The following is a 26,479-nucleotide window of genomic DNA, read 5'->3' as shown; positions in this document are numbered from 1 at the left end:
CTAGAATAGTGAACCTGAATTAAGCCGCAGGAATGAGCGCAGTCAACCCCTGCCCGGTAACCCTCCCATTGTTGATGGGCAGCCGTGCACCAATATTGCAACAAGTCATATACCGTAAACTTACGGGCTTTGTCTTCATAACCTATCATTTGCACAATTGATTTGACTTCTTCAAGACTCAGAATGGATTGAAGAACGGATGGAATCGTGATACAATTTTTCATGAGATCGCCTCTTTCTCGAATCGCTTGGTGGTACAAACGATTCTACAGCAAAGGCGATCTTTTTTCTACCATTTAGTGGTTAATCAACAGGCCTGAGATAAAACTATTCAAGAGAGTTTAAAATGGGGACAATTAACTTTTTCATCCAAAAACGGTACACCTATTCGAATCGATCGTTTTTCAGATTCACAAATAGGTCTTTTCGTACATTGTCAAACAACTTTAGTTGAAGAATGGAGAGAACTATTTGGTAACTCTTTAGACTTTTCTAAAAACAGAGCAATCTTAATTTCAGTTAACAGCGAGTTACCAATTGAAGAATTAACACTGTGTATTCAAATGGCGTTGACTTATCACAAAAAAAATGATACTAAAAAACTCGTTCATGTTTTTTACCATTAAATGGTATAATATCCTTTTCTGTAGAATCGTTTGTACCTGATATAATCGATGATGTTGGAGGTGGCTGTCATGGAAAGTAGTAATAGTCTTCATTGTTTTGATAATTTCTTGGATGATGAAGAGGTGTATGTTGCTTTAGAAAAATATTGGATTGACATGTTTTTTATGTTGTTAGACAAAGAGAATATTGATGGTCGTGATTGGATAAGCCCTTATTATAAAACTACCTTCGGTAATGGAAAAAAAATGATGGATGGAAATCCTATATTTTCGGCAAAATCTAAAAAGAATGACAAAGTCATAAGGATTATTCAAGAAAACCCTATGAATGAGAATGTATTTTCTTATTGGAATAATAGTTCTATGGACAACAATCACAAACAGAATGAGTTGGTAATAGTTTGTACATTAAATAATCATAACTTGGAAAAGGTAAAAGAAATAATAATTAGCTGGATTATAGGGAACTTAAAAGATACAAACTAACACTGCTGCCTGCTGAATAGTTTGTAAAGATTCAATATATTGGTATAATGATGCAAGGATTATTTATATACTGTAAAGTAAACCAAGCCAATTGGCTTCGAGAAAAATGGAGGAATTCAGGATGACAAATGAAGAATTAGAGCAAAAAGAATGGGAAATACTTCAAGAATTTTTAGAAACAGCAACACCTGAAGAATGGCATATATATGCAGCAGCTTCAAATTATGATGGTAATAGTCAAGGGATCGAATGGTTAATTAACAATCCCAAAATAGATAAAGCAACTGCCTTGTCCATTTACTGGTACATGGGAGCTGCATGGTATGTCCAATTCGCCTCGGAAGCTGAAGCTATCGTTTCATATGACAAGGAAACATATAAAATGTTGAGATTATTGGAACAACGCTATACAGATGGATTTTATGCAGACTATGATATTTGGTATGATCCAATGCATCCAGAAGTAGGACGCGCAAATGATTATCCGAAAATCCCTGTGAAAAGTCCTATTCCAGAATTGATGTTGAAATCAGTTGGAACGAAGGTCATTGATTTATATCCAGAGGATTATGATGAAGGTATTCCGTTTGAAGTTATTGTTAAGATAGATGCTTTATACGACGAATTTATACGATTAAATGGACCATTAAGATAATATAAATCAATTGACGATTCTTCTTAGCCGGTTACCTTAGACTTGGGTTCATCGTTCACAGAGCTGATGATGGCCAAACAAAAAAAGCGTGCCATAACGCTGCACGCCTTTTCCTGCAATTTTAGCGACCTTTGGCAAGAAACTTTTCGATACGCGACTTAATCGCATCCCGAACCGCTCGAAATTGGCCCATGATTTCTTCCTCGGTGCCGGTGGCCTTGGCTGGATCATCGAAGCCCCAATGCCATTTCACGACGTTTTTATTCGAAATCACCGGACAATGTTCATCTGCATGGCCACATAGCGTAATCACATAGTCAGCCCGATTCAAAATCACCGGATCGATGACATCCGATGTATGGCCGCTAATATCCACATCGGCTTCCTTCATCACCTGGACGGCACGGGGATTCAGCCCATGTGCCTCCAACCCGGCGCTTTTTACTTCGTAGCGATCACGACCGAGCGCCTTCAACCATCCATCCGCCATTTGGCTGCGGCAAGAGTTTCCCGTACAAAGGAAATAAACGAGTTTTTTGTTATCTGACATGGTGAGTCCTCCTGTTTATGTTAAGCTGATTGCTTTGAAAAATACTTCCGCTGAAATCGGAGAGCGACGTTGACTAAGGCAATCATCACGGGGACTTCCACAAGAGGACCGATGACAGCCGCAAATGCTGCGCCGGAATGAATGCCAAACACCCCAACGGCAACGGCGATTGCCAGCTCGAAGTTATTCCCCGAGGCGGTAAATGCCAGTGTAGAAGCGACTGGATAACCAGCCCCGGCTTTTTTGCCCATGAAAAACGAAATCAGGAACATGACGACAAAGTAAATCAAAAGCGGAATCGCGATCCTCACGACATCTAAAGGCAATTGGATAATCGTTTCACCTTTAAGCGAGAACATGACGATGATCGTAAACAGTAATGCGATCAGTGTAATGGGACTGATTTTCGGAATAAAGACCGTTTCGTACCAAGACCGCCCTTTTGCCTTTACAAGCGAATAACGCGTAATGAACCCGGCCAGAAACGGTATCCCTAAATAAATAAACACGCTCTTGGCGACTTCGGCCATCGTAATATCAACAACGACGCCTTCCAAACCAAACCATCCCGGCAAAATCGTAACAAAGACATAGGTGTAGACGGAGTAAAACAAAACTTGGAAGATCGAGTTAAAAGCAACGAGTCCCGCCGCGTACTCGGCATCCCCTCTGCACAAATCGTTCCAAACGATAACCATGGCAATACAACGGGCTAAACCGATCATAATAAGGCCGACCATGTATTCAGGATAGCCTTGGAGAAAAATAATGGCCAAGAAAAACATTAAGATCGGGCCAATGAGCCAATTTTGAATTAATGAAATGGTTAACACCTTGCTATTTCGGAAGACGCGGCCGATTTCTTCGTATCGTACCTTCGCCAGCGGCGGATACATCATTAAAATGAGGCCAACCGCAATCGGTATCGATGTGGTTCCGACTTGAAATTCATTCAAACCGGCGACAAAGTTAGGAAATACGTAACCGAGGCCAATCCCTAACGCCATCGCAACAAAAATCCATAACGTCAAATAGCGGTCCAGAAAAGAAAGCCGTTTTCTCTCTTGCTTGCTCACCTGCTGTAACCCCCTTTACTCGCATCTAACCGTCAGTCCTTGTTGCTCTAATTTCCGCAGCTCCTCGGATAGATCAGGCAGATTGGACAAGGCATACCCAATTTCGTCTAATCGTTTCTCGTTGATTGAATAGAACACCCATTGTCCCTTTCGCGTTTCCCGAACCAGTTCAGCCGTTTTCAGACGGCTTACATGTTTAGAAATGGCTGGTTGGGAAATGTTAAAAATGGGAACCAGTTCGCACACGCAGCAATCGCGAGTACGGAGCAAAGAAAGGATTTTCAGCCTTGTCGGATCGGCAAGAGCTTTCAGAATATCCGCTAACTTTTCAAATTCCATTGTCATTATTATCACCCCACGTTAAAAACCATATAACTATATTGTTATTTACATACGATAAAAAGTCAATACGGAAATTTTCATGCCCAGTCTTTTTGCAACATAGGCAATTTAATACTTGCATATTGCAAATATTTGTTGTATAACTGGTTTATGAGGTGAAACACTGTGGAAAATGTTCGCGAACTATTTCAAATCATGACACGCCGTTTTGGATTTCTCAATAAAAATTGCTGCTCCGCCGGTGGCTGCGATATATCTTTAGTACAAAGCCACATTCTTTACGAGATCGATCGTCAGCATCAACCGTCCATTCAGAAGGTAGCCGAGGCGTTAGGGACCGATATTACGACCTTTAGTCGACAAATCCAATCGTTAATTAAAATCAATTTGGTCCAAAAATCGCCCGATCCGGACGACCGCAGGGTGTATGTGCTTTCGCTCACGACAGAAGGTAAGTACGTGGCCACGATGATTGACCAGCAAATGAACGCTTATTTAGATGAAGTTTTCTCTCATATGAACGATTTTGAAAAAGAAACGGTCATTCGCTCCATTAAGCTCTTGAATGAAGCGATGTCGAAATCCAGCCTATGCTGTTCCACCCCAATCGGGTGATTTCTTTTCTCATATACTTGTAAATTGCAAATAATTCGGAGGATGTTGGTATGGACGAGGTACTTGATACGATTGTCATTGGAGGGGGACAGGCAGGTCTTGCTTCGTGAAACAAAAAGTAGGTGAAGGCCCAGGCATCGAGCGGGCGTCAGCCACGTTCCAGGGCTATATTATGTGGGGCTGGAGGGGCAAAGTTCCTTTGCTTCTACGACATTAAGGGGGGGGCCGGACGCGAAGTTTATTGTCAAACAAGTATTACGCCATCTTCGCTCTGTGTAACATACGAAGGTTGAACAGTTCTTCGTTTATACTTGTAATTTACCAAATATCTATGAATCGAGGGAGATACAGCGATGAAAAAAATTGAAATCTTTGAGGCAGGCGCGTGTTGCTCGACCGGCGTGACGAATCCGGAAGAAAAGCGTAATTCGATTCGGTTTGCGGTCGCGATCACATGTCCTCAAGCTCTTTGCTTTTGCTGACGTGGTGCGGGTTTACGACGACAATTTTGATGCCTTGCTCCTTCAGAAACGCCGCTAACGGGAACCAGTAGTGTCCAGTGGGCTCGATGCCGAAGATGATTTCCGTTTTCGCATGTCGTTGCCCAAGATCCTTCATCCACGCTGCTAGTTTCGTCGGCCCTTCTGCATCATTGTGGAACGTACATTCCTTCCCAAGCTCGATACCGCGAAAATCTACCGCACGAGCTATGTGGATCTTCTTTGCGATGTCTGCACCCACGACCAACGTCGTTTCGGTAATTCGTGTAATTCGTTGATTCTACTTCTGTTTAAGCTTATACTTCATGTTGAGTGCCTCTTTCATATATGGGATTTGTTCTTTGGTTGGAACGTTCTCCAGTATACAAGAGGCGCTTTTTTTGTTCAAAGCTCAATTTACTTCATTACAGGAATGGCTCTTTTTTGAATTTGAATATGAAGATCAACTTACTTATACAAAACTCACTGTAATCTTATACACCTTAATTTGGTATAATATATAAATGAATACACCCGAAGGAACTGTTCCAATGAAACTAATGGCGAAAATTTTGTTGATAGCAGTATTCGTACTTATTTTGTGGGGGTAGTGCATTTCTTCACCTCCCAGCTTTGATAAATGTTGTGAAGTTCGCAAAAAAAGGAATGATAACATGAAAGAACTAGAAAAAGCGATTCAATTAAGAGAATCAGGCCAATTAGAAGAGGCTAGATGTTTATTACTTGAATTACTAAATAAAGAACCAATGAATCCATCCGTTTGGTATCAATGCGCATGGATTCATGACGTTATGGAATTAGAAAGGGAAGCACTACCTTATTATAAGAAATCGTTAGAACTAGGATTATCAGATGAGGAAAGACAAGGCGCATACTTAGGATTAGGAAGTACTTATCGAACTTTAGGCATGTATGATGATGCCAAATTAATTCTTGAAGAAGCAATCGAAGAATTCCCAAACCGAAGAGAATTTCAAGTTTTTTATGCCATGGTTCGATTCAATCAGAAGGCGTACAGTGAATCCATGGAAATCTTGTTAAAGCAAATAGCAGAAACAAGTAATGATAAGGGCATTCAAACCTATAAGAAGGCAATATTATTTTATTCGGATAAGTTGGATCAGACATGGGACTAAGGCGAGCTATGAAACAGGGCTGTCCAGAATAGCTTATTGTTCTTTCTGGAAAGCTGCGAAATACTGATGGGCTCCCATTGACTCCAAAATAAGATTTCGATGTAATGACCTCAAAGTCATTTTTGACTAATAAGTCATTTATGAGGTTGAAAATATGTCTAAAGAAAAAAATATCAGATTAGAAACCGAACTATCATTGAAACAGCCGAAAAACTTATTAAACAAAAGGGTTATCATCATTTCAAAATGAGTGATATATCTGATGAGTTAGAGATTGCCAAAGGCACAATTTATAATCATTATCCGTCAAAAGAAGATTTGCTTTTTGCACTTATATACCCGAAGTTTCAAAAGCTGCGAGATAGCCTAAGAGGAATAGCTAAGGAGGATACCTCATTTGATGAAAAATTCCGAAAAGTTATTCAGGAAGCATTAGAAAGTGACTATCATCAATTTTTACTGTTGAGCTTTTCCGATATGGCTGTTCTCTTTCAAGAAAAGAATCAAAAAGACATGGAGCTAATTCAAAATGAAGTCATACAAGAATTTAACAATGTTCTAATCTTAGGAATAAATGAGGGAATTATAAAACAAAACTTCTCGGCAGACTTTTTAAGTCACCAAATTCTTTCTGCCTTAAACCCTCTACTGCACAGCCTTCTTGTTAATGACTCTGCAAAAATGACGCATAAAGAATTTGTGAAACAGACTACCGAACTTTTATTATATGGTATCAAGAAAGGATAAGAAGATGGATAAACAAGAACTATATCAAATTGCTTGCAGCATGATTCACCACAAAAAATTAAGACGTTTTGGAACCGCAGGCCATGTTGCGTGCGCATTGGAAACCCATAACGGTAACATTTTTTCGGGGATATGTATTGACTTGCCTTGCTCTATTGGTTTATGCGCCGAACAGTCAGCTATTGCTGAAATGGTAAAGAACAATGAAACTGCAATTAAGAGGATCATCGCTGTGTTTGAAGATGGGAGTATATTCCCACCATGTGGAAAGTGCAGAGAATTTATTGCACAGATTGATGACCGAAATATACAAACTCAAATTGTATTGCCTGAAATGAAAGAAGTGTTGCTTCAAGATTTATTACCGGAAAGGTGGGACAACCAATGGAACTGAAAAAAATAAGCGATAGGGTATTTTATTATCCACATCAGCCTGAAACAGACCGTCCTCTGCTAGCCTACCTAAAAGGCGAAAAAATTATACTTGCCGTTGACGCAGGAAATTCAGCAGACCATGTTGATGAATTTTACAAATCCTTAGAAGTTGAGGGACTAAAAAAGCCAGATTTTACAGTCATCACTCATTGGCATTGGGATCATACGTTTGGAATGCACCATATTCACGGATTGTCCATTGCTCACCATAAAACGAACGAGTTTTTGAATAACGAAAGAGCAAAACTGTTAGACCGTGAATACATACAATTTCTGAAAAGAGACGATGAACGCCTCGCCAAAGAATATGTAGATAATAAAAGCATGATTGTCGTTCTATCGGATATTCAATTTTGAAGAAGAACTTACTCTTAATCTCGGTGGAATGACGGCAAGGGTTTTTCATGTAGAATCTCCCCACTCGGAAGACACCGTGCATATCCATATTCCTGAAGAAAAAATCTTGTTTTTGGGAGATTCTACAAGCGAGGATTTCTTTAATGATGGATATATGGATAAAAACAAACTAAAAGCATTGATAAATGTAATTGAAAGTATCGATTGTCAATACTGCATTTTAGGCCATACAGATCCTTTGACAAAATCGGATTTGTTGCATTACTTAAACACCTTGTAGAATGGCACAAACCCATGAAGATAGAACGCAGAGCCGATAACCGTGAGTGAAATCACAGTTGTCGGCTCTTTCTTTTAAGAAGGCAAAAAAAAATAATTCAGGATGGTATTGACGGCTCGCCATAAAAGCGTTATCATCAGATTAAAGATTTGCCAACGATGGCAATTCGGGGTGGAGTAGAGAGAGATGAACAGAGTTACGATCAAAGACGTTGCCGAAAGAAGCGGTATTTCAATCCGCACCGTATCGCGTGTCATTAATGATGACCCGAACGTAAAGAAGGAGACTCGCGCCAAAGTTCAAGCCATTATTGACGAACTCGGGTTCAAAGTGAACATGGTTGCAAGAAGCTTGAAGGAGATGAAGACGAATCAAATCGTCATTTTCATCGATCGCCGGCAAGGCATGTATTGGGGAGCCTTCCACAATGAAATTCTTCATGAATTGCATCGTTCGATGAAATCAAGAGGGTACCGGATGGTGATCTCCGCCTCCTCGCCCGACAGTTTCGAAGAGGATGAAAACGACGGCTTTTACCTTGTGAAGCACGGATTGTGCGATGGCGCCGTTATTTTCGATCCGAACATTGGCGATAAACGGATCACTTACTTAAAAGAGAAAGCGATTCCATTTGTCATTATCGGCAAAGATAAAAGCAACTTCGAGACTTCTTATGTTGATCTGGATAACAAGTATGCCGGCTACTTAGGCGCAAAGTACATCTATGATCAAGGCTGGAAGAACTTTGCGTTCCTGCTGGGCAGCGAAAAATCCGTCACGAATCAGGAGAGGGCCAAAGGATTTCAGCAGTTTTGCGAGGAGCACCATCTCCAGCACCCGATCATTTTCGGGCTTACCGATTTGGAATCAGCATATCGCGAAACTGCAAAGCTGCTGGCCGACCGGAAAAGAAAAGCGATTTTCATCTCCGGAGACGAACGCGCGTTAGGCGTGTATCGGGCGATTGTGGAGCAGGGGTTGAAGGTAGGGAAGGATATCGGTGTGATCGGAATCGATAACCTCAGGATGGGAGAATTTCTGTTTCCCGCTTTGACTACGATTGGGCAGCCCAAGCAAGAGATTTCGGAACTGGCGCTCGATATACTGGTAGACCAGATTCATAGCAGCAAGACCTTAGCCAAACGGATGCTGATTAGCCCTTCCATCGTAGAGAGGGAGTCAATGAAGAGTTGAGGTTGAAGTCTTGCCTCTTCTCCTACTTTTTTGCCAACGATGGCAATTGTTTGGATGACAAAGCTAAATAAGCATTATAAATGAACTCATTTATAGTGCTTATCTATAAAAAACACACTTTAGGAGGAATTGACATGAGTTTTTTGAAAATTAACGAAGAGGTTAGAACAGCTTTGGCGGAAAATAAACCGATTGTGGCTCTCGAATCGACAATTATTTCTCATGGCATGCCTTACCCGTCCAACGTGAACATGGCGCTTGAGGTTGAACAGCTGATCCGTGAGAACGGAGCTGTTCCGGCTACGATTGCCATTCTGGACGGAAAAATTTGCGTCGGGCTGTCCAAAGAAGAGATCGAGCGCTTGGGAACGGACAAAAATGTTTTTAAAGCCAGTTTCCGCGATTTGCCTAAAGTGATTTCCGGCAATCTTGTCGGCGCCACAACGGTAGCGACAACGGCCTATGCGGCAGAGTTGGCCGGCATTAAATTTTTTGCTACTGGCGGTTTGGGCGGAGTTCATCGCGGAGTTAATGAAACATTCGATATATCCGCCGATTTGACAACGATGGCAAACTTGAATACTTGCATCGTTAGCGCAGGGGTCAAATCCATTCTCGATATTCAGAAAACGATTGAGTATTTGGAAACGATTGGCGTTGCCGTTTACGGTTTCGAAACAGACCGCTATCCTGGGTTCTATGTGCGTGATTCCGGGTATTCGGTCGAAAAAATCGAGATGCAGCAGCTGATTGATCTGCTGAAAGTGAAGGAGCAATTGAACGTGAAAGGATCGGTTTCCGTATGCGTGCCGATTCCTGTAGAAGCGGAGCTGGACCCGGCATTAGTCGAGAATACGATTGCCGCCGCGCTTGAAGAAGCGGGACGCTCAGGCATTAACGGCAAAGAGGTAACACCGTTCCTGCTTTCCAAAATTAAAGAATCGTCAGGCGGCAAGAGCTTGTCTTCCAATATTGCCCTCATGAAAAATAATGCCAAAACAGCAGCTAAGATTGCATCCGCCTATTTTAGCCTATGATTACCGTCATTGGAGATTTGCTAGCAGATATTATCGTGAGCAAAGGCGCAACGAACTTTGCTACGGACACGGACGGTTCCATCAACATTTGCCCTGGCGGACAAGCCAATAACGTAGCTGCATGGATTGCGCATGAAGGCGTTGCAAGCCGACTGATCGGAAAGGTAGGAGATGATCCCTTCGGGATCTATCTCCTCGATCAAGCGAAGAAGCAAGGAATCTCTTGCGCGGTTTCGGTGGACCCGAGTGCCCAAACTGGCAAAATCGTCATTTTGGTCGATCAGGAGACCGGAGAGCGTTCGATGATCCCCGACCGGGGCGCAAACCTGAATTTATGCGAGAGCGACATTCACGGCGTGGAAGAAAGCGACATTTTATATTTATCCGGATACAGCTTCTTTGAAGAAATGACCCGCAAGGCTATCGTCGCGGCCAAGAAAACGGCGATTTCCAAGGGGATTCCGGTAGCGCTCGACCCAAGCTCAACCCATTTTTTACGGGTTTGCAAAGACGATTTCCTGCGGTTTCTGGATGGCGTTACGTTTCTCATTCCCAATTACGAAGAGGGCGTGCTGCTGACAGGAGAAACAGATCCGTATCGTATTTTGGCGGCTCTTCAAGAGCTTGTGCCGTGTCCGGTTCTCAAGCTGGGGGCGGACGGTTGTATATTTTATGAGAATGACGTATGTGTGAAGCTGCCTGCACCGAAGGTAACGGCGGTAGATGTGACAGGAGCCGGAGATTCATTTATCGGGAGCTTCCTGGCAACGTATGCGACAACGAAGGACATGAGGAAATCGGTGGAAAGAGCAATCGAGATATCTTCCCAAGTCGTCACGAGAATCGGCGCACGCCCTTTCTGACGACTAGACGCAACGAAACGAATGATGATGACGCTGTTTTGCAGACGCTAACTTTACTACACAAAGGAAGTGTTTTTATGAAAAAAATGGCTGGATTACTGGCGGTAATGGTTTTTGGAAGCGTTATACTTTCCGGTTGCGGCGCGAAAGGGAATCCTTCTCCATCTGCTTCCGGATCATCCTCCCAGAAAACGGAACAATCGACCAAGCGAATCGGCATGGTTACCGACGTTAGCGGAGTCAACGACAACTCCTTTAATGAAGGCGCCTGGAACGGGCTGCAGCGTTTGCAAACGAAAAATGAAGACAAAGTCAAGGTCAAATATTTGGAAAGCAAGTCGAACGCCGATTATGAAACGAACATGAACCAATTCGTTCAGCAAGGCTGGGATTTAAAATTCGGCATCGGCTTTCCGCTGGAGGATACAGTGAAGAAGGTGGCGCAGGCGAATCCGAAATCGCTTTTTGCGATTATCGATTCCAACCTCGGCGGTAAAATTCCCGACAACGTTACGGCCATAACGTTCCGCGAGGAGCAAGGCAGCTTCCTCGTCGGCGTCATTGCCGGATTAATGACCAAAACCAACAAGGTCGGCTTTATCGGAGGGGTCGATTTCGCTGTCATCAACCGTTTTGAAAACGGTTTTAAGGCGGGAGTGAAGTCAGTCAATCCCAAAGCGGAAATCACCAGCGTCTATACGAACTCCTTCTCGGCGCCGGATTTAGGCAAACAAACGGCCGCTACCATGTATGACAAAGGCGCGGATATTATTTTCCACGCATCCGGCGGCACCGGAGACGGGCTGTTCAACGAGGCGAACGAGCGCAAAAACAACGGCCAGAACGTATGGGCGATCGGTGTGGATAAAGACCAGTCCCAAACGTTCGGCACGAAAGCCGTATTAACGTCGATGACCAAACGGGTGGACAACGCTATTTTTCAAGTTTGCGAACAATTCATCAAAGGTCAATTTAACGGCGGCAAGGAAGTCGAATTCGGCTTAAAGGATGACGGCGTGGGAATTGCCTCGACATCCGATGTCAATGTTCCCAAAGATATATTAAATAAGGCCATGGAATACCGGCAGCAAATTATTGACGGCAAAATAACCGTACCGCGGACAAAGGAAGAGTTCGAGAAGTTTAAGCCTTAACTATTCATTTGCGTAGGCGATGTCGCCGAGGGGGCGTTAGGTTGGTCGATCAGCCGCTGCCCCCTCCATATCAGTTAACAACGCAGATGCAAACTCGGGAGTGATACGGATGGCCATTGCCGTAGAAATGAGAAATATTACGAAACGTTTTCCCGGCACTATTGCCAACGATAACATCTCGTTCAAAGTGCAAAAAGGCGAAATCCATGCCTTGTTGGGAGAAAACGGCGCGGGGAAATCGACCCTGATGAACATTTTGTTCGGGCTCTACGAAGCCGATGAAGGCGAAATTTTAATTAACGAAAACCGGGTCAACATTACAAATCCCACGGTGGCGAACGAGCTTGGCATTGGCATGGTTCATCAGCATTTTATGCTGGTCGAGAAATTTTCGGTGCTTGAAAATATTATTCTCGGCTCGGAGCCGCGCAAAGGCATAAATGTCGATTATTCGAAAGCGAAAAAAGAGCTGGAGCAGCTTTCCGCCAAGTATGGCCTTAAAGTACAGCTGGACAGACGAATACGGGATATATCCGTTGGCATGCAGCAGCGCGTCGAGATTTTGAAAACGCTTTATAGAGGCGCGGAAATCATTATTTTCGACGAGCCGACCGCCGTTCTAACCCCTCAAGAAATTCATGAATTGTTGAATATCATGCGCAATCTCGTCAAGGAAGGCAAATCCATCGTCCTGATCACGCACAAATTGAAAGAGATTATGTCCATTGCCGATACCGTAACCATTATTCGTCGCGGGAAAGTGATCGATTCGGTAGAGGTGAAACAAACGACAGAGCACGAACTGGCGGCCAAAATGGTCGGACGGGAAGTATCGTTATCGATAGCCAAAAGCGAGCAGCAAACCAAAGAGCTTGTGTTGCAACTGAAAAATGTGGAAGCGAACGACAATCGAGGCCTTCGCGCCTTGAATAAATTGACGTTAGACGTATATGGCGGCGAAATTGTCGGTATAGCCGGGGTGGACGGCAACGGGCAATCGGAGTTGATCGAAGTGATTACAGGATTGCGCCGAACGTTGTCGGGGGAAATTGTATTGCATGGACAGAGCATAGCGAATATGCGCACTCGCGAAGTGGCCGGGAAAGGGGTGGCGCATATCCCCGAAGATCGTCAGCATAGAGGGCTTGTCCTTGATTTTACCGTCGCGGAAAATATCGTTCTGAACAGCTATTACAAAGCGCCGTACAATAAGCGCGGTTTTCTCGATTACGATGAAATTTATGCTCATGCTGAGCGTTTAGTTGATAAATACGATATCCGCACGCCAAGTGTACAAACGACAACCCGCGCTCTTTCCGGTGGAAATCAACAGAAGGCGATCATCGCCCGGGAGATCGTCAGCGATCCGAAGCTATTGATTGCAGCGCAACCTACCCGCGGGGTGGATGTCGGCGCGATCGAGTTCATCCATCGCCAGCTTGTGGAGCAGCGGGACATGGGGAAAGCCGTGCTGCTCGTTTCCTTTGAGCTGGATGAAATTATGAATTTGTCCGACCGGATTGCCGTGTTGTTCGAAGGAGAGATAGTAGGAATCGTGGATCCGAAAAATACGACCGAACAGGAATTAGGCCTGCTTATGTCCGGCCAAAGAGGGAAGCGCGGTGAACGGGAATGAAGTGGTTCGATCGGGTGAACAGAGGAACTATCGGCATATCGCTCCTATCGGTATTGCTCGCTTTGCTTTGCGGCGCTGTCATTATGCTTCTCGGCGGATACAATCCGATAAGCGCCTACGCCGCGTTTTTCGAAGGCATTTTCGGTACCCCTTATTTATTTGGGGAAACCGTGCGGCAAATCACGCCGCTTATTTTCACCGGATTGGCAGTCGCTTTTGCGTTTCGGACGGGATTGTTCAATATCGGGGCGGAAGGGCAGTTTATGGTTGGTCAGTTGGCCGCGGTTTCGGTAGGGATACTATTCCCATTGCCGTGGTATTTGCACATGCCCCTCGCCATCCTGGCTGCGGCTGTCGCCGGGGGATTGTGGGGGTTGGTGCCGGGTTACTTGAAAGCACGGCGCGGCGTTCACGAAGTCGTCACGACGATTATGATGAATTGGATCGGTCTCATCCTCGTCAATCATTTGATTCGGACTTACTTTAAGGCGCAGGCCGAACGGTCGGAAACGATTCGCGATACGGCTTCACTTTCCTCCGCTTGGTTAAGCGAGTTATTCGGCGGGTCTCGCATTCATCTTGGCATTGTCGTGGCGCTCTTGGCCGCGATCGTCATTTATGTGCTGCTGTGGAAAACGAAAAAAGGGTTCGAGCTTCGCACCGTCGGCTTGAATCGTTCCGGCGCGGAGTATGCAGGCATGAACGTGAACAAGAACGTCATGATGTCGATGATGATCAGCGGAGCGCTGGCAGGCATTGGCGGAGCGTCGGAAGGCTTGGGGGTATACGGTTACATGACCCTTTCGAGCAGTTTTCCGGGATTCGGGTATGACGGCATCGCTGTCGCCTTAATCGGCGCCAACACGTCCATCGGTGTGATTTTGGGAGCGATTCTATTTGGCGGATTGACGTTCGGAGCGCAAAATATGCAAATGGCCGCCGATGTCCCTTACGAAGTGATCCGAATTATTATTGCGCTCATTATTTTCTTTATTGCGTCAAGCTTGCTTGTATCGAGTTTCGTAAGCCGATGCAAGAAGTGGTTGACGATACGGAAAGGGGGAAAACGGTAATGGACCTGATGAATAATGCCTCAATTATTATCCACAACGCCGTCGTCTATTCGACCCCTCTGATTTTGACCGCTTTGGGAGGCGTCTATTCCGAACGCTCGGGCGTCGTGAATATCGGATTGGAAGGCTTGATGGTTATCGGCGCTTTCTCGGGTACCGTCACCACATTGCTGACAGGCTCGCCTTTATTGGGAATCGTTGCCGCCGTCTTAGCGGGCACCTTATTCTCGCTGCTGCATGCGGTCGCATCCGTGACGTATCATGCCAATCAGGTCGTTAGCGGCGTAGCGATTAATTTTTTGGCGATCGGTTTATCGATCTTTCTGACGAAGCAAATGTTCGATGGAGCCGCCCAAACGTCTACGATCAAAAACTTGATTCAGAAATGGGAAGTACCGGGATTAAGTCAAATTCCGTATCTCGGCAAAATGTTCTTTATCGCGTATCCGACTTCTTATTTGGCGATCGGGATTGTGCTTCTCTCTTGGTACGTTATGTACAAAACGCCGTTCGGCTTAAGGCTGCGGGCAGTCGGGGAACATCCTGCCGCAGCGGATACGCTTGGCATTCGCGTTTCCGTTATGCGTTACCTCGGGGTTATGATCAGCGGCGGCCTGGCCGGTTTGGGCGGAGCCGTCATCAGCTTGACGACAACGAGCAATTTTTCTTACAGTACGATTTCAGGTCAAGGCTTTATCGCGCTGGCCGCCGTTATTTTTGGCAAGTGGCACCCGGTCGGAGCTATGCTGGCCGCTCTGTTCTTCGGCTTGGCGCAAGCCATCAACAGTTCCGCGCAGGTGCTTGGCTATTCCAATTATGTTCCAACCGCGTTTATCCAGATGCTTCCTTACGTTCTCACTTTGATAGTGCTGGCTGGATTTGTCGGTCGCGCCGAAGGTCCAAAAGCGGTAGGAAATCCTTACATCAAAGGAAGCCGGTGAATCATTGCCGACTATGAGAGGCCCATGCCACTTCGCATGGGCCTGTTTGACGCTCACTTTTGAAACAATTATACTTAAAAAGTATAGTTATTATAGAAAGGGTGATAGGATGAGTAAGAACTTTATTATTTTTGGAGCAAGCCAGGGGCTAGGCGATGCATTTGTAAAAGGCTTACCCGCCAAGGGAGATACCGTATGGGTGGTGTCGCGCACACGACCAAGCAGTTTAGATATCCATGATGGCGTAAATCGCAATTGGCTCCAAATTGATTTATCCAGTCAACAGCAAATTCCTTCTTTAAAAGAAACTTTAAAAGACGTTGCTATCGATGTATTCATTTATAATGTCGGAGTATGGGAAAAGCGTGGTTTTGAAGATGACTATACGTTTGATCAGGATGAAGTTGGAGATATTTCGAACTTAATTAATATTAATTTAACTTCCACGATTACATATATTCAGGCGCTTTTGCCTAATTTAAGACAGGCGAAACACGGAAAAATCATTTTAATTGGTTCAACAGCAGGCTTGGATCATACGGGTAATGCGCAAGTTTCGTTTGTCACATCTAAATTTGGCATACGCGGGATTACAAATGCTTTGCGCGAGCATCTGAGACAAGATAAGATTTCTGTAACGTGCATTAATCCGGGAGAGCTTGCGGCAGAAGTACCTTATGAAGAAGGTGCAGAAAAGGCAATTGCGTTGTATCAAGGTACACGTATTCCTGTACAAGACATTGTAGCCATTGTCCAATGCGTTATTCATTTATCGCCTGTTTCATGTGTAAAGGAAATAAATATTCCTGCCATAACCGACTTTAATGCATGATTGTAGAGCATGACGATATATGTAAAAACAGATCACTTGATGGGCAATAGATGCCATGAGTGATCTGTTTTTGTGTGAACCATCACCTGCTCAAATACTTGCTTGTAAGGGAATGCTTTGCGCTTAAAAGCTGTTTTGGAGTGCCTTCGAAGATGACTTTACCGCCATTGCTGCCGCCTTCGGGACCCATATCTATGATCCAATCGGCGTTTCTGATGACATCGAGGTTATGTTCGATCACAATGACCGAATTTCCCGCATCTACAAGACGATTCATGATAGCCAGCAGATGGGCGATATCCGACATGTGCAGTCCGGTCGTCGGCTCGTCCATGACGTAAATACTTCCCTTTTTATGCAGCTCGCTGGCCAGCTTGATGCGTTGGAGCTCACCGCCCGATAGGGTGCTGAGCGGCTGGCCGAGTGTCAGATAATCCAGTCCCACGTCACTCATGGCTTGCAGCCTGCGCACAACTTCTTTGATATCAAAGAAAGCGAGAGCTTGTTCAACGGTCATCTCCAGCACATCGGCGATTGATTTATCGCCCAGCTTGTAGGCCAGTACCTCCTCTTTGAAACGTTTGCCGCCGCATATTTCGCAGGTTGTTTTAACGCTGTCCAAAAATGCCACGTCGGTATAAACAACACCAAGGCCTTGGCAGTTTTCACAGGCGCCCTTGGAATTAAAGCTGAACAAACCGGCATTCACCTTGTTGGCTGAGGCAAAGGCCTTGCGCACATCGTCCATGATGCCCGTGTAAGTGGCCGGATTCGAACGGGTAGAGACACCGACAGCCGACTGGTCGATCACGATCGCATCGGGATGCTGCTGCAAAAACACCTCGTGGATCAAGGTGCTTTTGCCGGAACCGGCTACGCCTGTCACGACGGTTAATACACCCGTTGGAATATCGACGCTAACATGGTTCAAGTTGTGCAGGCTGGCGTCCACGACGGATAGTTTGCCCGTGGCCGGACGAAAATGATCCTTCAGCGGCATCGCCTGTTTCATATGATTGCCCGTCAGCGTATCGGCCAGCAGCAGGCCGGAAAAGCTGCCTTCGTAAACAATGGTGCCGCCGCGGCTGCCGGCCAAAGGACCGACATCGACGATATGATCGGCTACTTGAATCACATCGGGGTCGTGTTCGACGACAAGGACCGTATTGCCTTTATCGCGCAGTTTTTGCAGCAATTCATTGAGCCGGTGTACATCGCGGGGATGCAAACCAACGCTCGGCTCGTCAAAAATGTATACCACATCCACGAGACTGCCGCTCAGGTGTTTGACCATTTTGACGCGCTGTGATTCTCCGCCGGATAACGTGTCGGTTTCGCGGTCGAGGCTGAGATATTCCAGTCCAATATTAACCAGGTGCTGCAGTCTTTCCGTTAATGCTTTCACCATAGGCGCCGCTATCGGATCTTTTATTTCCTTGATAACCTCAATCAGCCGACCTACCTCCATGGAAGACAGTTCGGCAATATGGTTGCCGTTGATTTTACAGTTGAGAGCCGCTTGGCTGAGACGAGCGCCGCGGCAAAGGTGGCAGGAGCCATTGGTTATGAACGGCTCCACCATTTTCTGAGTGCGCTCTGGCCTCGTTTTGATATCTCGCTTGATATACTTGCCGCTGAACTTCTCAATGATTCCCTCTAAAGTAAAATTTACAGATTTCCCTCCAACTTGCATTTCAACCTTATGCGGTTTGCCGTACAGAAGCTGTGCCATTTCTGCCTCGGTATAATCGGCAAGCTTTTTGTCGATATCAAACAAACCTGACTGGGTAATAAGGTTCCAATCCCAACTGTCCACGCCATAATCCGGAAGTAAGATAGCGCCTTCTTTAAGCGATTTGGATCTATCCAATGCTCTCGCTAAGTCAACTCCAAGCTTGCGGCCCACGCCGTTGCATTCCGGGCACATGCCTTGCTGGTCGTTGAAAGAAAAGGCATTGGCTTTACCGGCATAAGGCTGACCTACACGTGAGTACAACAGCCGCAGTATAGGCGCAATATCGGTAATCGTGCCTACGGTCGAATGAGCGCCGCCACCCAAGCGTTTCTGGTCGACGATAACCGCCATGCTAAGATTTTCGATCGCGTCTGCATCCGGCTGTGGAAGACGCGGCAGAAAGTTGCGGACGAACGTACTGAAGTTTTCGTTCAGCAGACGCTGGGATTCGGCGGCGATGGTATCGAAAACGATCGACGATTTGCCGGAACCGGATACGCCGGTAAAAATGGTGATTTTGCGCTTGGGAATGCGCAAAGCTACATCTTTAAGGTTATTTTCCCGGGCGCCGCGGATTTCTATATATTCTTGGGTCATAATACCTTCCTCTACTCGTATTTTTGATCCTTATCCGATTTCTTATGGATTGCTCTCCTAAATATTATTACCAAGGAACAGCCGTTAAGAAAAGAGGGAAAAAAAGTTAACTTTATTGTAATATATTCGCTATATCAATATCAAAAAATATGATAATATGTTAAATATACTCAAATATAATATTTACAAGAAAAAAGGAGGCACTTATGAAAAAATCGATTCCTTTACTTTCTTCTTTGGCTGCTGCGCTGCTGCTTTCCGCTCAAGTTGCTGTTGCCCAAGAACCCAGCCTTACGACAACGGATATTCTTCAAGCCTCAAGTCAGGTGCCTGTCAAAAACGAAGAGGTCAAGGTCACGAATTTACTCAGCGAAAACGAAAACACAGATGGGAAAAATTCGCTTTCTACACTTCAGCCATTAGCAGGCCTTATTCCTCCAGCGCTCCAGAAGGGCACTACGTTCAACTTCTCGCAGCGCGATTTCGGCGAATCCGTCGTGCAGACAAGCGACGGCGGCTATGTGTTCACAGGCTCTACCATGGCTAAAGGAAACGAGGATATCCTGTTTGCCAAGACGGACGCATCCCTGACGCTTCAATGGGCATATACGCTGGGCGGGGCCGCAGAAGAAAAGGGTGTCGAGGTTCGGCAAACGAGCGACGGCGGGTATATCATCGCCGGGACGAGCAATGCGAGCGGTTCTAAAGATATCTACTTGGCGAAGACCGATGCCAACGGAGCGATCCAATGGGCAAAAACATATGGCGGGCCAGGCCAAGAAGAGGCTAAAGCGATGGAAATCGGGCATGACGGCGGTTACATCATTGTCGGCGCCAAGGGAGACAGCCAGCATACGACGGATGCTTTCATGCTGAAGGTGGATGCCAGCGGTAATGTTCAATGGAGCCGGACATACGGTCAAGAGAATCTGGAAGACCGCTTTTACGGCGTAAGCGTCACGCCGGACGGCGGCTATGTGGCCGTCGGATATAAAACCATCAAGCGAACCATTCCAGGAGGGACGGAGCAAGTGATGTACGGGCTGATGGTAAAAGTATCCGGCTCCGGAGGGACGGAATTCGATTCTACTCTGGACAGATATGCCATGCTGCAAGGTGTTGCCGCAACGAGCAGCGGCTATGTGGCCGCAGGGGCCATCAACAACTTCGATCAACCGAACAGTTCTCAGGGGTATAACATCTTTGTAACCAAGGTCAGCACTTCGGGGGCCAAGCTGTGGACGAACCAGTTTCATTCAACGAATGGCGATTTTGCCAATGATGTCAAAGCGGCCAAGGACGGCAATTATATCGTGACCGGGCTGACGAGTCCGCAAGTGGGTAAAGAAGATTTGGTGCTGATGAAAATCAACAACGCGGGAAATGCAATGTGGTCGAATATGTATGATTTTGGCAACACAGGCGAGATAGGCAAGCGCGTGGCAACGACCAATGACGGAGGATATATCGTTACGGGTTCGTTCCAAAAGGACAGCGCCAACGGCAATTATGACGTTCTTTTGGCCAAATTTACGAGTGATTAAGCATCCGCCAGAAAGTTTTGGAATATAGGCACAGAGAGCAATGGAACAAATCGGGGAGGCCTATGCACAAGCGTGCAGGCCTCCCGCTATATTTTTTTTGCATAGTTTCTATGCACAATATATATTTCACGATGGGAGGGATGGGATGTAAAATTAAGGAAACCGCAGTCTGAAGCGGCACAATTGTCGGAGGGATACGATTATGAATAAAACCGGAAATGGTCAAGTCAAGGACCGGCACCAAGCCCTAGGTTTGTCGGATCAACAGGTTCTTGAAATGTATCAGAATATGGTTTTGGCGCGAAAAGTAGATGAACGGATGTGGCTTCTAAATCGTGCGGGAAAGATCCCTTTCCTCGTTTCTTGCCAAGGTCATGAAGCAGCACAGGTAGGAGCGGCTTATGCGTTGGAACCGACGAAAGATTTTCTTTGTCCGTATTATCGGGACATGGGAATGGTCATTGTTTTCGGAATGACGGCAAAGGAATTGATGCTTTCCGCTTTTGCCAAGGCGGGAGATCCGAACAGCGGCGGACGCCAAATGCCGGGGCATTTCGGGAGCAAAAGACTGAACATTCTTTCGGGGTCCAGCGTCGTAACGAGTCAAGTGCCGCATGCTGTTGGAATCGCTTTATCTGGTAAAATTGAGAGGAAAAACCTTATCGTATTAACGGCTTTTGGGGAAGGGTCCAGCAATCAAGGGGAGTTTCACGAAGCGGCGAACTTTGCGGGAGTGCACAAGCTTCCCGTCATTTTCTTCTGCGAGAATAACAAGTATGCCATCTCTGTCCCTCTTTCCAAGCAGGTGGCTTGTGAAAGTATCGCGGATCGGGCAATCGGTTATGGGTTTTCCGGCATCAGTGTGGATGGCAATGATCCCTTGGAAGTGTATAAGGTCACGAAAGAGGCGGTCGATCGGGCCAAAAGAGGGGAAGGACCGACGCTTATCGAGGCGGTCGTCTATCGTTTAGTTCCTCATTCAAGCGACGACGATGATCGTACCTACCGTTCCCGCGAAGAAGTGGAAGAAGCCCGGAAGAAGGACCCGCTCTTATCCTTCAGTCATTATCTCAAAGATTTGGGGATATTGGATGAAGCCAAAGAGAAGGAAATTCATGACCGGATGCTTATGGAAGTCGATGAGGCCACGGAATATGCGGAGAATGCCCCGGATTCGGCTCCGGAAGATGCCCTGAAGCACGTTTATGCAGAATAGGGGGAATGAGAAATGGCCGTGATTTCGTATCTCGATGCCGTGTCCCAAGCGCTTCGAGAGGAAATGCAGCGAGATGAAAGGGTATTTGTATTAGGGGAAGACGTTGGGGTACGCGGGGGTGTGTTTCGGGTTACACAGGGTTTCCACGAGGAATTTGGCGAACAGCGGGTTATCGATACGCCGCTATCGGAAGCGGCCATTGCAGGTGTATCGGTTGGGGCAGCCGCTTATGGGTTGAGGCCTGTAGCCGAAATTCAGTTTGCCGAGTATATCATGCCTGCCGTCAACCAAATTGTGAATGAAGCCGCCAAAATGAGATACCGCTCGAACGGAGATTGGACCTGTCCCGTGGTCATTCGTGCTCCTTATGGAGGAGGAGTTCACGGCGCCCTCTATCATTCGCAAAGCGTCGAAGCTATGTTCTGCAACATTCCCGGTTTAAAAGTGGTCACGCCTTCCACGCCGTATGATGCCAAAGGACTGCTCATAGCAGCCATCCGCGATGAAGATCCTGTGCTTTTCTTTGAACATAAGCGATGTTACCGCTCGATCAAAGGAGAAGTGCCGGACTCGGAGTACATCGTTCCCATCGGGAAGGCGGATATTAAGCGGCAAGGCGAAGACTTCACGGTTATTTCTTACGGACTTACCTTGCATTTTGCGTTGGAGGCGGCAGAAAGGCTTGACCGAGAAGGCTACAGCGCTCACGTTCTCGATTTGCGTACCCTCTATCCTCTGGATAAGGAATCGATTGTAGAGGCTGCCCGTAAAACCGGTAAAGTGCTAATTATTCATGAAGACAACAAAGAGGGAGGCGTGGGGGCGGAAGTCGCAGCGGTGCTCGCAGAGGAATGCCTTTTTGAATTGGATGCCCCGATTGGGCGCCTTTGCGGTCCGGACGTCCCCGCCATGCCGTATAGTAATCCAATGGAGAAATTCTTCATGCTCAATCCGGATAAAGTATACCAGGCCATGAAAGAATTGGCCCAATTTTGATCCGACTGGGAGGAGAGTATGGCTGAGAAAATCGTTATGCCCCAGTTAGGGGAAAGTGTAACGGAAGGAACGATTTCCAAGTGGCTCGTCAACATCGGAGATAAAATTAAAAAATACGACCCCGTATGCGAAGTGATTACAGATAAAGTGAATGCGGAGGTTCCTTCTACGTTTAGCGGTACGGTATCCGAAATTATCGTTCAAGAAGGCGAGACGGTAGCGGTAGGAACTTTGATTTGCCGTATTGCGGTGGAAGATCAAGCGATCGCTCAGGTTGAATCTCGGACGTCGGCCGCTGCTCAAGATCAGCAAGCCGATAATGTGACAACGCAAGCAGCCATGAACCCACGCTATTCGCCGGCCGTGCTCAAACTGGCGCAAGAAAACAATCTGGATCTTTCCCGTATGGAAGGATCGGGCGTTGCCGGACGCATCACCAGAAAAGACATTTTGGAGATTTTGCAAGGAAAGAGGCAGGCCGCAGCCGCAGCCGCCTCCGCTCCAATCGCAGAACCTCCGTCGAAGCCGTCCCAACCGATAGTAGAACCGGCCCGCGAAATTCCGAAGCCATCCGTTTCGGTCGATGACCTGCCTGCCGTCCATTCTCCGTTAACTCAAGCCGACGAGACGATCCCGGTTACCGCCATCCGCAGAACGATTGCCGCACGAATGGTAAAAAGCAAGCAGGAGATTCCCCACGCCTGGCTTACGATTGAATGCGATGTCACCAATCTGGTACGTCATCGAAGCCAGATCAAAGAGGAGTTTAAGAAAAAAGAAGGCATCCAATTAACTTATTTGCCATTCTTTATCAAGTCGGTTGTCGAAGCTTTGAAGGAATTCCCCATCTTAAATTCGCAGTGGGCAGATGATCACATTATCGTTAACAAAGCGGTTCATCTCTCGATTGCCGTTGCTACCGATCAATCGTTGTTCGTTCCTGTCATTAAGGATGCAGACCAAAAAAGCATTTACGGTCTTGCCAAAGCCATAGATGAATTGGTCAAGAAGACGAGGGAGGGCAGATTAGGGATAGAGGATATCACCGGCGGAACGTTTACCGTGAATAATACGGGTTCTTTCGGCTCTGTTCTTTCAGCCCCAATCGTCAATCCTCCGCAAGTGGCCATTTTAAGTGTTGAAGCCATCGTAAAACGTCCGGTCGTCATCGATAACATGATAGCCGTCCGCGATAGGATGAACATCTGTCTTTCCTTGGATCACCGGGTTTTGGACGGTCTTGTGTGCGGCCGCTTCTTGCAGAGCGTCAAGCAAAAGATTGAAGATTACGGCACGGACACCGGACTCTATTAACGATTCAGAATGATTAAGTTAGGGGCGATGACATCATGCATTTTGATTTAACTGAAGAACAAACGCTGCTCAAGAAGATGATGCGTGATTTTGCGGAAGGCGAGGTTGCTCCGGGCGCAGATGAACGGGATCGCACAAAGCAATTTCCGGAGGATGTTTTCGATAAATTATCGAAGCTGGGAGTCATGGGTCTGCCTTTTCCCGAACAATATGGCGGCGGGGGCGCCGATACGATAAGCTTCGCGATCGCTGTAGAAGAATTAAGCCGGGTATGCGCATCCACAGGTATTACCTATTCAGCCCATGTTTCGTTAGGCGGAGCGCCGATCCATTTATTCGGAACGCACGAGCAAAAGGAAAAATATTTAACCCCGCTTTGTCAAGGAGAATACTTGGGCGCGTTTGGGCTGACGGAACCGAATGCAGGCTCCGATGCAGGCGGAACCCAAACGACAGCGCAGCAGCATGACGATCAGTGGATCATTTCCGGTTCCAAATGCTTTATTACCAATGCAAGCTATGCCAAAAACCTGGCGCTCACGGCCGTAACGGATCGCTCCAAAGGGACGGATGGCATCAGTGCGTTTATCGTACCTACCGATGCGCCGGGATTTACGGTCATTAGCAATTATGAAAAGATGGGTCTTCACGCTTCGAATACAACGGAGTTGGTTTTGGAAAATGTAACCGTTCCCAGAGAAAATCTTCTGGGGAAAGAAGGACACGGGTACAAGCAATTTTTAGCTACGCTTGACGGAGGAAGAATCGGGATCGGGGCTATGGCGGTCGGGATCGCCCAAGGGGCTTACGAAAAATCACTCCAGTACGCCAAAGAAAGAAAACAATTTGGCCGAAGCTTATCTGCCTTTCAAGCCATCCAATTTAAACTGGCCGACATGGCCATGAATATTGAAGTCGCGCGCAACATGGTTTATAAAGCGGCCTGGCTTAAGGATCAAGGAAAAGGCTTTAAGAAGGAAGCGGCGATGGCCAAATTATTTGCTTCGGAAATGGGGATGAAGGTCTGCGATCAAGCCGTTCAGATCCATGGCGGGTATGGTTACATGAAGGAATACCAGGTGGAGCGGTTTTTCCGGGACGTCAAGCTTCTGGAGATCGGGGAAGGAACTTCGGAAATCCAACGAATGGTCATTGCACGCCAGATCGGCTGTTAAAGGGGATTGGTTTTATGTTCAAGAAGATTCTAGTCGCTAACCGGGGGGAAATTGCGGCCCGCGTGATCCGCACTTGTCAATCGCTGGGCATTGCCACCGTCTGTATTTACTCGGAAGCAGATAAGAATGCCCCTCATGTCGCGATGGCGGATGAGGCCTACGGGGTGGGAGGTCCCAAAGTAGCGGAGAGCTACTTGAATATCGATAAGATTTTGGAAATCGCCCGTCTTTCCAAAGCGGACGCGATTCACCCCGGATATGGCCTTCTCTCGGAAAATGCCGAATTTGCCCGCCGCTGTGAGGAAGCCGGTATCGTATTCATCGGTCCGTCCGCGGATGTCATCTCCCGCATGGGTAGTAAAATTGAAGCCCGGAATATGATGGAAAAGGCAGGTGTGCCTGTCGTCCCCGGCATTTCCTATCCGTTAGCGGATGCGGAAGAAGCGGCGCAGGCAGCCAGTCGTATCGGCTATCCGGTCATGCTCAAGGCTTCGGCCGGCGGTGGCGGGATCGGCATGCAGATCGTTCACAGCGAAGCGGAGCTTCACAAAGCATTTGAAGGGAACCGGAAACGCGCCTCCGATTTCTTCGGAGATGGGGCCATGTATGTCGAGAAGGTTGTGGAAAATCCCCGGCACATCGAAATTCAGATTTTGGCCGATTCCTATGGGAATACCGTTTACTTAGGGGAGCGGGAATGCTCCATTCAACGCCGCCATCAAAAAGTGGTGGAGGAAGCTCCTTCTACGTATTTGGATGAACTCACACGCGGCAAAATGGGAGAAGCGGCAGTAAAGGCGGCTAAATCCATCGGATACCGGAATGCGGGAACCATCGAGTTTTTAGTTGACGAGAACAAAAATTTCTATTTCCTTGAAATGAATACTCGTCTACAGGTCGAGCATACGATTACAGAAGAGATTACCGGCTTGGACTTGGTTGCAGAGCAGCTGCGAATTGCGGCAGGACATTCCTTGAATTTCGGTCAATCCGATGTGACACGCGACGGTCATGCGATCGAAGTGCGGATTTATGCGGAAGATCCGAAGACGTTCTTCCCATCTCCGGGAACGATTACGACGTTTGCGATACCTGAAGGACTGGGAATCCGCCATGAGCTCGCTGTACAGGAGGGCTCCGTGGTCACTCCTTTCTATGATCCGATGATTGCCAAGCTCGTGGTCAAAGGGAAGGATCGCGGCGAGGCGATCGACCGGCTTCAAGAGGCGTTAGCCCATTATCACGTTCAGGGAATCAAATCAAACATCCCGATGCTGCAAGAAGTCATCGCGCATCCCGCGTTCCGTTCTGGCGATACGACAACAGGTTTCGTTGCCAAGTATTTACGTTCGTAAAACAGGAGGTTA

Annotated in this window: 27 protein-coding genes and 2 pseudogenes; 23 read left to right on the top strand and 6 right to left on the bottom strand. The window is 46.7% G+C overall.

What is annotated here, in order from left to right; translation table 11 throughout:
* Window positions 1-224 (bottom strand): annotated as a pseudogene (locus BLO51_RS29880) (IS4 family transposase); the annotation flags it as partial.
* Between the two features lie 471 nt (window positions 225-695).
* On the opposite strand from BLO51_RS29880, the gene BLO51_RS22465 reads away from it, so the two are divergent.
* Window positions 696-1,112: a hypothetical protein gene (locus tag BLO51_RS22465; protein ID WP_090675385.1), complete on the top strand. Its 417-nt coding sequence runs from the start codon at window positions 696-698 to the stop codon at window positions 1,110-1,112.
* 121 nt (window positions 1,113-1,233) lie between these two features.
* Window positions 1,234-1,767 (top strand): DUF4274 domain-containing protein, encoded by a 534-nt coding sequence (locus BLO51_RS22460; RefSeq protein WP_090675384.1) that lies wholly within the window; start codon window positions 1,234-1,236, stop codon window positions 1,765-1,767.
* A 121-nt stretch (window positions 1,768-1,888) separates the two neighbouring features.
* On the opposite strand, the gene arsC is transcribed toward BLO51_RS22460, so the two are convergent.
* From arsC to BLO51_RS22445, 3 genes are read right to left on the bottom strand one after another with little or no spacing between them, the layout of a single operon-like run.
* Window positions 1,889-2,317, bottom strand: coding sequence for an arsenate reductase (thioredoxin) (gene arsC / locus BLO51_RS22455; RefSeq protein ID WP_090675382.1), 429 nt, complete (start codon window positions 2,315-2,317; stop codon window positions 1,889-1,891).
* A gap of 20 nt (window positions 2,318-2,337) precedes the next feature.
* Window positions 2,338-3,393 (bottom strand): ACR3 family arsenite efflux transporter, encoded by a 1,056-nt coding sequence (gene arsB / locus BLO51_RS22450; protein ID WP_090675381.1) that lies wholly within the window; start codon window positions 3,391-3,393, stop codon window positions 2,338-2,340.
* A gap of 15 nt (window positions 3,394-3,408) precedes the next feature.
* Window positions 3,409-3,732, bottom strand: coding sequence for an ArsR/SmtB family transcription factor (locus BLO51_RS22445; RefSeq protein WP_090675390.1), 324 nt, complete (start codon window positions 3,730-3,732; stop codon window positions 3,409-3,411).
* A gap of 168 nt (window positions 3,733-3,900) precedes the next feature.
* Between BLO51_RS22445 and BLO51_RS22440 the strand changes: the two genes are divergently transcribed.
* Window positions 3,901-4,350, top strand: coding sequence for a MarR family winged helix-turn-helix transcriptional regulator (locus BLO51_RS22440; protein ID WP_090675379.1), 450 nt, complete (start codon window positions 3,901-3,903; stop codon window positions 4,348-4,350).
* Between the two features lie 456 nt (window positions 4,351-4,806).
* Here BLO51_RS22440 and BLO51_RS22430 read toward each other — a convergent pair.
* A pseudogene (locus tag BLO51_RS22430) lies at window positions 4,807-5,121 on the bottom strand (IS110 family transposase); the annotation flags it as partial.
* A 382-nt stretch (window positions 5,122-5,503) separates the two neighbouring features.
* Between BLO51_RS22430 and BLO51_RS22425 the strand changes: the two are divergent.
* The 13 genes from BLO51_RS22425 (at window position 5,504) to BLO51_RS22370 (ending at window position 16,535) form a co-directional block, all read left to right on the top strand.
* On the top strand, window positions 5,504-5,986 hold the full coding sequence (locus tag BLO51_RS22425; RefSeq protein ID WP_090675376.1) for a tetratricopeptide repeat protein: 483 nt from the start codon (window positions 5,504-5,506) through the stop codon (window positions 5,984-5,986).
* 177 nt (window positions 5,987-6,163) lie between these two features.
* Window positions 6,164-6,733, top strand: coding sequence for a TetR family transcriptional regulator (locus BLO51_RS22420; RefSeq protein WP_090675374.1), 570 nt, complete (start codon window positions 6,164-6,166; stop codon window positions 6,731-6,733).
* A 4-nt stretch (window positions 6,734-6,737) separates the two neighbouring features.
* The gene (locus BLO51_RS22415) at window positions 6,738-7,127 is read left to right on the top strand and encodes a cytidine deaminase family protein (RefSeq protein ID WP_090675373.1); all 390 of its coding nucleotides are present in this window, start codon (window positions 6,738-6,740) and stop codon (window positions 7,125-7,127) included.
* Entirely contained in the window at window positions 7,118-7,525 is a 408-nt protein-coding gene (locus BLO51_RS30500; protein ID WP_245719777.1) for an MBL fold metallo-hydrolase, read from the top strand. The genes BLO51_RS22415 and BLO51_RS30500 overlap by 10 nt, the downstream gene beginning before the upstream one ends.
* 28 nt (window positions 7,526-7,553) lie before the next feature.
* Complete coding sequence (locus BLO51_RS30495) at window positions 7,554-7,805, top strand: MBL fold metallo-hydrolase (RefSeq protein ID WP_245719776.1); 252 nt, start codon at window positions 7,554-7,556, stop codon at window positions 7,803-7,805.
* Between the two features lie 186 nt (window positions 7,806-7,991).
* On the top strand, window positions 7,992-8,999 hold the full coding sequence (locus BLO51_RS22405; RefSeq protein ID WP_090675371.1) for a LacI family DNA-binding transcriptional regulator: 1,008 nt from the start codon (window positions 7,992-7,994) through the stop codon (window positions 8,997-8,999).
* 134 nt (window positions 9,000-9,133) lie between these two features.
* Window positions 9,134-10,036 carry a pseudouridine-5'-phosphate glycosidase gene (locus BLO51_RS22400; protein WP_090675369.1) on the top strand — a complete coding sequence of 301 codons (903 nt, stop codon included), beginning with the start codon at window positions 9,134-9,136 and terminating at the stop codon, window positions 10,034-10,036.
* The gene (locus BLO51_RS22395) at window positions 10,033-10,899 is read left to right on the top strand and encodes a carbohydrate kinase family protein (protein ID WP_090675368.1); all 867 of its coding nucleotides are present in this window, start codon (window positions 10,033-10,035) and stop codon (window positions 10,897-10,899) included. Before BLO51_RS22400 ends, BLO51_RS22395 begins: the two co-directional genes overlap by 4 nt.
* Before the next feature lie 77 nt (window positions 10,900-10,976).
* A complete protein-coding gene (locus tag BLO51_RS22390) occupies window positions 10,977-12,053 on the top strand; it encodes a BMP family lipoprotein (protein ID WP_090675366.1) in 1,077 nt (358 codons plus the stop codon).
* Window positions 12,054-12,162: 109 nt separating this feature from the next.
* Window positions 12,163-13,689 carry an ABC transporter ATP-binding protein gene (locus BLO51_RS22385; protein ID WP_090675364.1) on the top strand — a complete coding sequence of 509 codons (1,527 nt, stop codon included), beginning with the start codon at window positions 12,163-12,165 and terminating at the stop codon, window positions 13,687-13,689.
* The gene (locus BLO51_RS22380; protein WP_090675363.1) at window positions 13,686-14,762 is read left to right on the top strand and encodes an ABC transporter permease; all 1,077 of its coding nucleotides are present in this window, start codon (window positions 13,686-13,688) and stop codon (window positions 14,760-14,762) included. The genes BLO51_RS22385 and BLO51_RS22380 overlap by 4 nt, the downstream gene beginning before the upstream one ends.
* Window positions 14,762-15,703 (top strand): ABC transporter permease, encoded by a 942-nt coding sequence (locus tag BLO51_RS22375; RefSeq protein WP_090675361.1) that lies wholly within the window; start codon window positions 14,762-14,764, stop codon window positions 15,701-15,703. The genes BLO51_RS22380 and BLO51_RS22375 overlap by 1 nt, the downstream gene beginning before the upstream one ends.
* 109 nt (window positions 15,704-15,812) lie before the next feature.
* Window positions 15,813-16,535 carry an SDR family NAD(P)-dependent oxidoreductase gene (locus BLO51_RS22370; RefSeq protein WP_090675388.1) on the top strand — a complete coding sequence of 241 codons (723 nt, stop codon included), beginning with the start codon at window positions 15,813-15,815 and terminating at the stop codon, window positions 16,533-16,535.
* A gap of 82 nt (window positions 16,536-16,617) precedes the next feature.
* Here the strand turns inward: BLO51_RS22370 and BLO51_RS22365 are convergent, their stop codons facing one another.
* Window positions 16,618-18,621: an ATP-binding cassette domain-containing protein gene (locus tag BLO51_RS22365; protein WP_245719775.1), complete on the bottom strand. Its 2,004-nt coding sequence runs from the start codon at window positions 18,619-18,621 to the stop codon at window positions 16,618-16,620.
* Here BLO51_RS22365 and BLO51_RS30490 point away from each other — a divergent pair.
* The 7 genes from BLO51_RS30490 (at window position 18,577) to BLO51_RS22335 (ending at window position 26,467) form a co-directional block, all read left to right on the top strand.
* On the top strand, window positions 18,577-18,894 hold the full coding sequence (locus BLO51_RS30490) for a hypothetical protein (protein WP_245719774.1): 318 nt from the start codon (window positions 18,577-18,579) through the stop codon (window positions 18,892-18,894). The genes BLO51_RS22365 and BLO51_RS30490 overlap by 45 nt on opposite strands.
* A 179-nt stretch (window positions 18,895-19,073) precedes the next feature.
* Window positions 19,074-20,411, top strand: coding sequence for a hypothetical protein (locus BLO51_RS22360; RefSeq protein ID WP_090675357.1), 1,338 nt, complete (start codon window positions 19,074-19,076; stop codon window positions 20,409-20,411).
* Between the two features lie 202 nt (window positions 20,412-20,613).
* On the top strand, window positions 20,614-21,627 hold the full coding sequence (locus BLO51_RS22355; RefSeq protein ID WP_090675356.1) for a thiamine pyrophosphate-dependent dehydrogenase E1 component subunit alpha: 1,014 nt from the start codon (window positions 20,614-20,616) through the stop codon (window positions 21,625-21,627).
* A gap of 12 nt (window positions 21,628-21,639) precedes the next feature.
* The gene (locus BLO51_RS22350) at window positions 21,640-22,623 is read left to right on the top strand and encodes an alpha-ketoacid dehydrogenase subunit beta (RefSeq protein WP_090675354.1); all 984 of its coding nucleotides are present in this window, start codon (window positions 21,640-21,642) and stop codon (window positions 22,621-22,623) included.
* Window positions 22,624-22,641: 18 nt separating this feature from the next.
* Window positions 22,642-23,937, top strand: coding sequence for a dihydrolipoamide acetyltransferase family protein (locus BLO51_RS22345; RefSeq protein ID WP_090675353.1), 1,296 nt, complete (start codon window positions 22,642-22,644; stop codon window positions 23,935-23,937).
* A 35-nt stretch (window positions 23,938-23,972) separates the two neighbouring features.
* Entirely contained in the window at window positions 23,973-25,112 is a 1,140-nt protein-coding gene (locus BLO51_RS22340; protein ID WP_090675351.1) for an acyl-CoA dehydrogenase, read from the top strand.
* Window positions 25,113-25,126: 14 nt separating this feature from the next.
* Window positions 25,127-26,467 (top strand): acetyl-CoA carboxylase biotin carboxylase subunit, encoded by a 1,341-nt coding sequence (locus BLO51_RS22335; protein ID WP_090675349.1) that lies wholly within the window; start codon window positions 25,127-25,129, stop codon window positions 26,465-26,467.
* Window positions 26,468-26,479: the final 12 nt, after the last annotated feature.

Origin of the sequence: Paenibacillus tianmuensis (assembly GCF_900100345.1) — a bacterium.
Lineage (GTDB): Bacteria > Bacillota > Bacilli > Paenibacillales > NBRC-103111 > Paenibacillus_G > Paenibacillus_G tianmuensis.
The sequence above is the reverse complement of the archived record's forward strand: the minus strand, read 5'-3'. Positions and strand labels throughout refer to the sequence as shown.

Bases quoted from the DNA above. Each gene is read 5' to 3' on its own strand.
- BLO51_RS22465 (WP_090675385.1), top strand. From the start codon at position 696: ATGGAAAGTAGTAATAGTCTTCATTGTTTTGATAATTTCTTGGATGAT.
- BLO51_RS22460 (WP_090675384.1), top strand. From the start codon at position 1,234: ATGACAAATGAAGAATTAGAGCAAAAAGAATGGGAAATACTTCAAGAA.
- arsC (WP_090675382.1), bottom strand. From the start codon at position 2,317: ATGTCAGATAACAAAAAACTCGTTTATTTCCTTTGTACGGGAAACTCT.
- BLO51_RS22445 (WP_090675390.1), bottom strand. From the start codon at position 3,732: ATGGAATTTGAAAAGTTAGCGGATATTCTGAAAGCTCTTGCCGATCCG.
- BLO51_RS22425 (WP_090675376.1), top strand. From the start codon at position 5,504: ATGAAAGAACTAGAAAAAGCGATTCAATTAAGAGAATCAGGCCAATTA.
- BLO51_RS22415 (WP_090675373.1), top strand. From the start codon at position 6,738: ATGGATAAACAAGAACTATATCAAATTGCTTGCAGCATGATTCACCAC.
- BLO51_RS30500 (WP_245719777.1), top strand. From the start codon at position 7,118: ATGGAACTGAAAAAAATAAGCGATAGGGTATTTTATTATCCACATCAG.
- BLO51_RS30495 (WP_245719776.1), top strand. From the start codon at position 7,554: ATGACGGCAAGGGTTTTTCATGTAGAATCTCCCCACTCGGAAGACACC.
- BLO51_RS22405 (WP_090675371.1), top strand. From the start codon at position 7,992: ATGAACAGAGTTACGATCAAAGACGTTGCCGAAAGAAGCGGTATTTCA.
- BLO51_RS22400 (WP_090675369.1), top strand. From the start codon at position 9,134: ATGAGTTTTTTGAAAATTAACGAAGAGGTTAGAACAGCTTTGGCGGAA.
- BLO51_RS22395 (WP_090675368.1), top strand. From the start codon at position 10,033: ATGATTACCGTCATTGGAGATTTGCTAGCAGATATTATCGTGAGCAAA.
- BLO51_RS22390 (WP_090675366.1), top strand. From the start codon at position 10,977: ATGAAAAAAATGGCTGGATTACTGGCGGTAATGGTTTTTGGAAGCGTT.
- BLO51_RS22385 (WP_090675364.1), top strand. From the start codon at position 12,163: ATGGCCATTGCCGTAGAAATGAGAAATATTACGAAACGTTTTCCCGGC.
- BLO51_RS22380 (WP_090675363.1), top strand. From the start codon at position 13,686: ATGAAGTGGTTCGATCGGGTGAACAGAGGAACTATCGGCATATCGCTC.
- BLO51_RS22375 (WP_090675361.1), top strand. From the start codon at position 14,762: ATGGACCTGATGAATAATGCCTCAATTATTATCCACAACGCCGTCGTC.
- BLO51_RS22370 (WP_090675388.1), top strand. From the start codon at position 15,813: ATGAGTAAGAACTTTATTATTTTTGGAGCAAGCCAGGGGCTAGGCGAT.
- BLO51_RS30490 (WP_245719774.1), top strand. From the start codon at position 18,577: ATGAGCGCCGCCACCCAAGCGTTTCTGGTCGACGATAACCGCCATGCT.
- BLO51_RS22365 (WP_245719775.1), bottom strand. From the start codon at position 18,621: ATGGCGGTTATCGTCGACCAGAAACGCTTGGGTGGCGGCGCTCATTCG.
- BLO51_RS22360 (WP_090675357.1), top strand. From the start codon at position 19,074: ATGAAAAAATCGATTCCTTTACTTTCTTCTTTGGCTGCTGCGCTGCTG.
- BLO51_RS22355 (WP_090675356.1), top strand. From the start codon at position 20,614: ATGAATAAAACCGGAAATGGTCAAGTCAAGGACCGGCACCAAGCCCTA.
- BLO51_RS22350 (WP_090675354.1), top strand. From the start codon at position 21,640: ATGGCCGTGATTTCGTATCTCGATGCCGTGTCCCAAGCGCTTCGAGAG.
- BLO51_RS22345 (WP_090675353.1), top strand. From the start codon at position 22,642: ATGGCTGAGAAAATCGTTATGCCCCAGTTAGGGGAAAGTGTAACGGAA.
- BLO51_RS22340 (WP_090675351.1), top strand. From the start codon at position 23,973: ATGCATTTTGATTTAACTGAAGAACAAACGCTGCTCAAGAAGATGATG.
- BLO51_RS22335 (WP_090675349.1), top strand. From the start codon at position 25,127: ATGTTCAAGAAGATTCTAGTCGCTAACCGGGGGGAAATTGCGGCCCGC.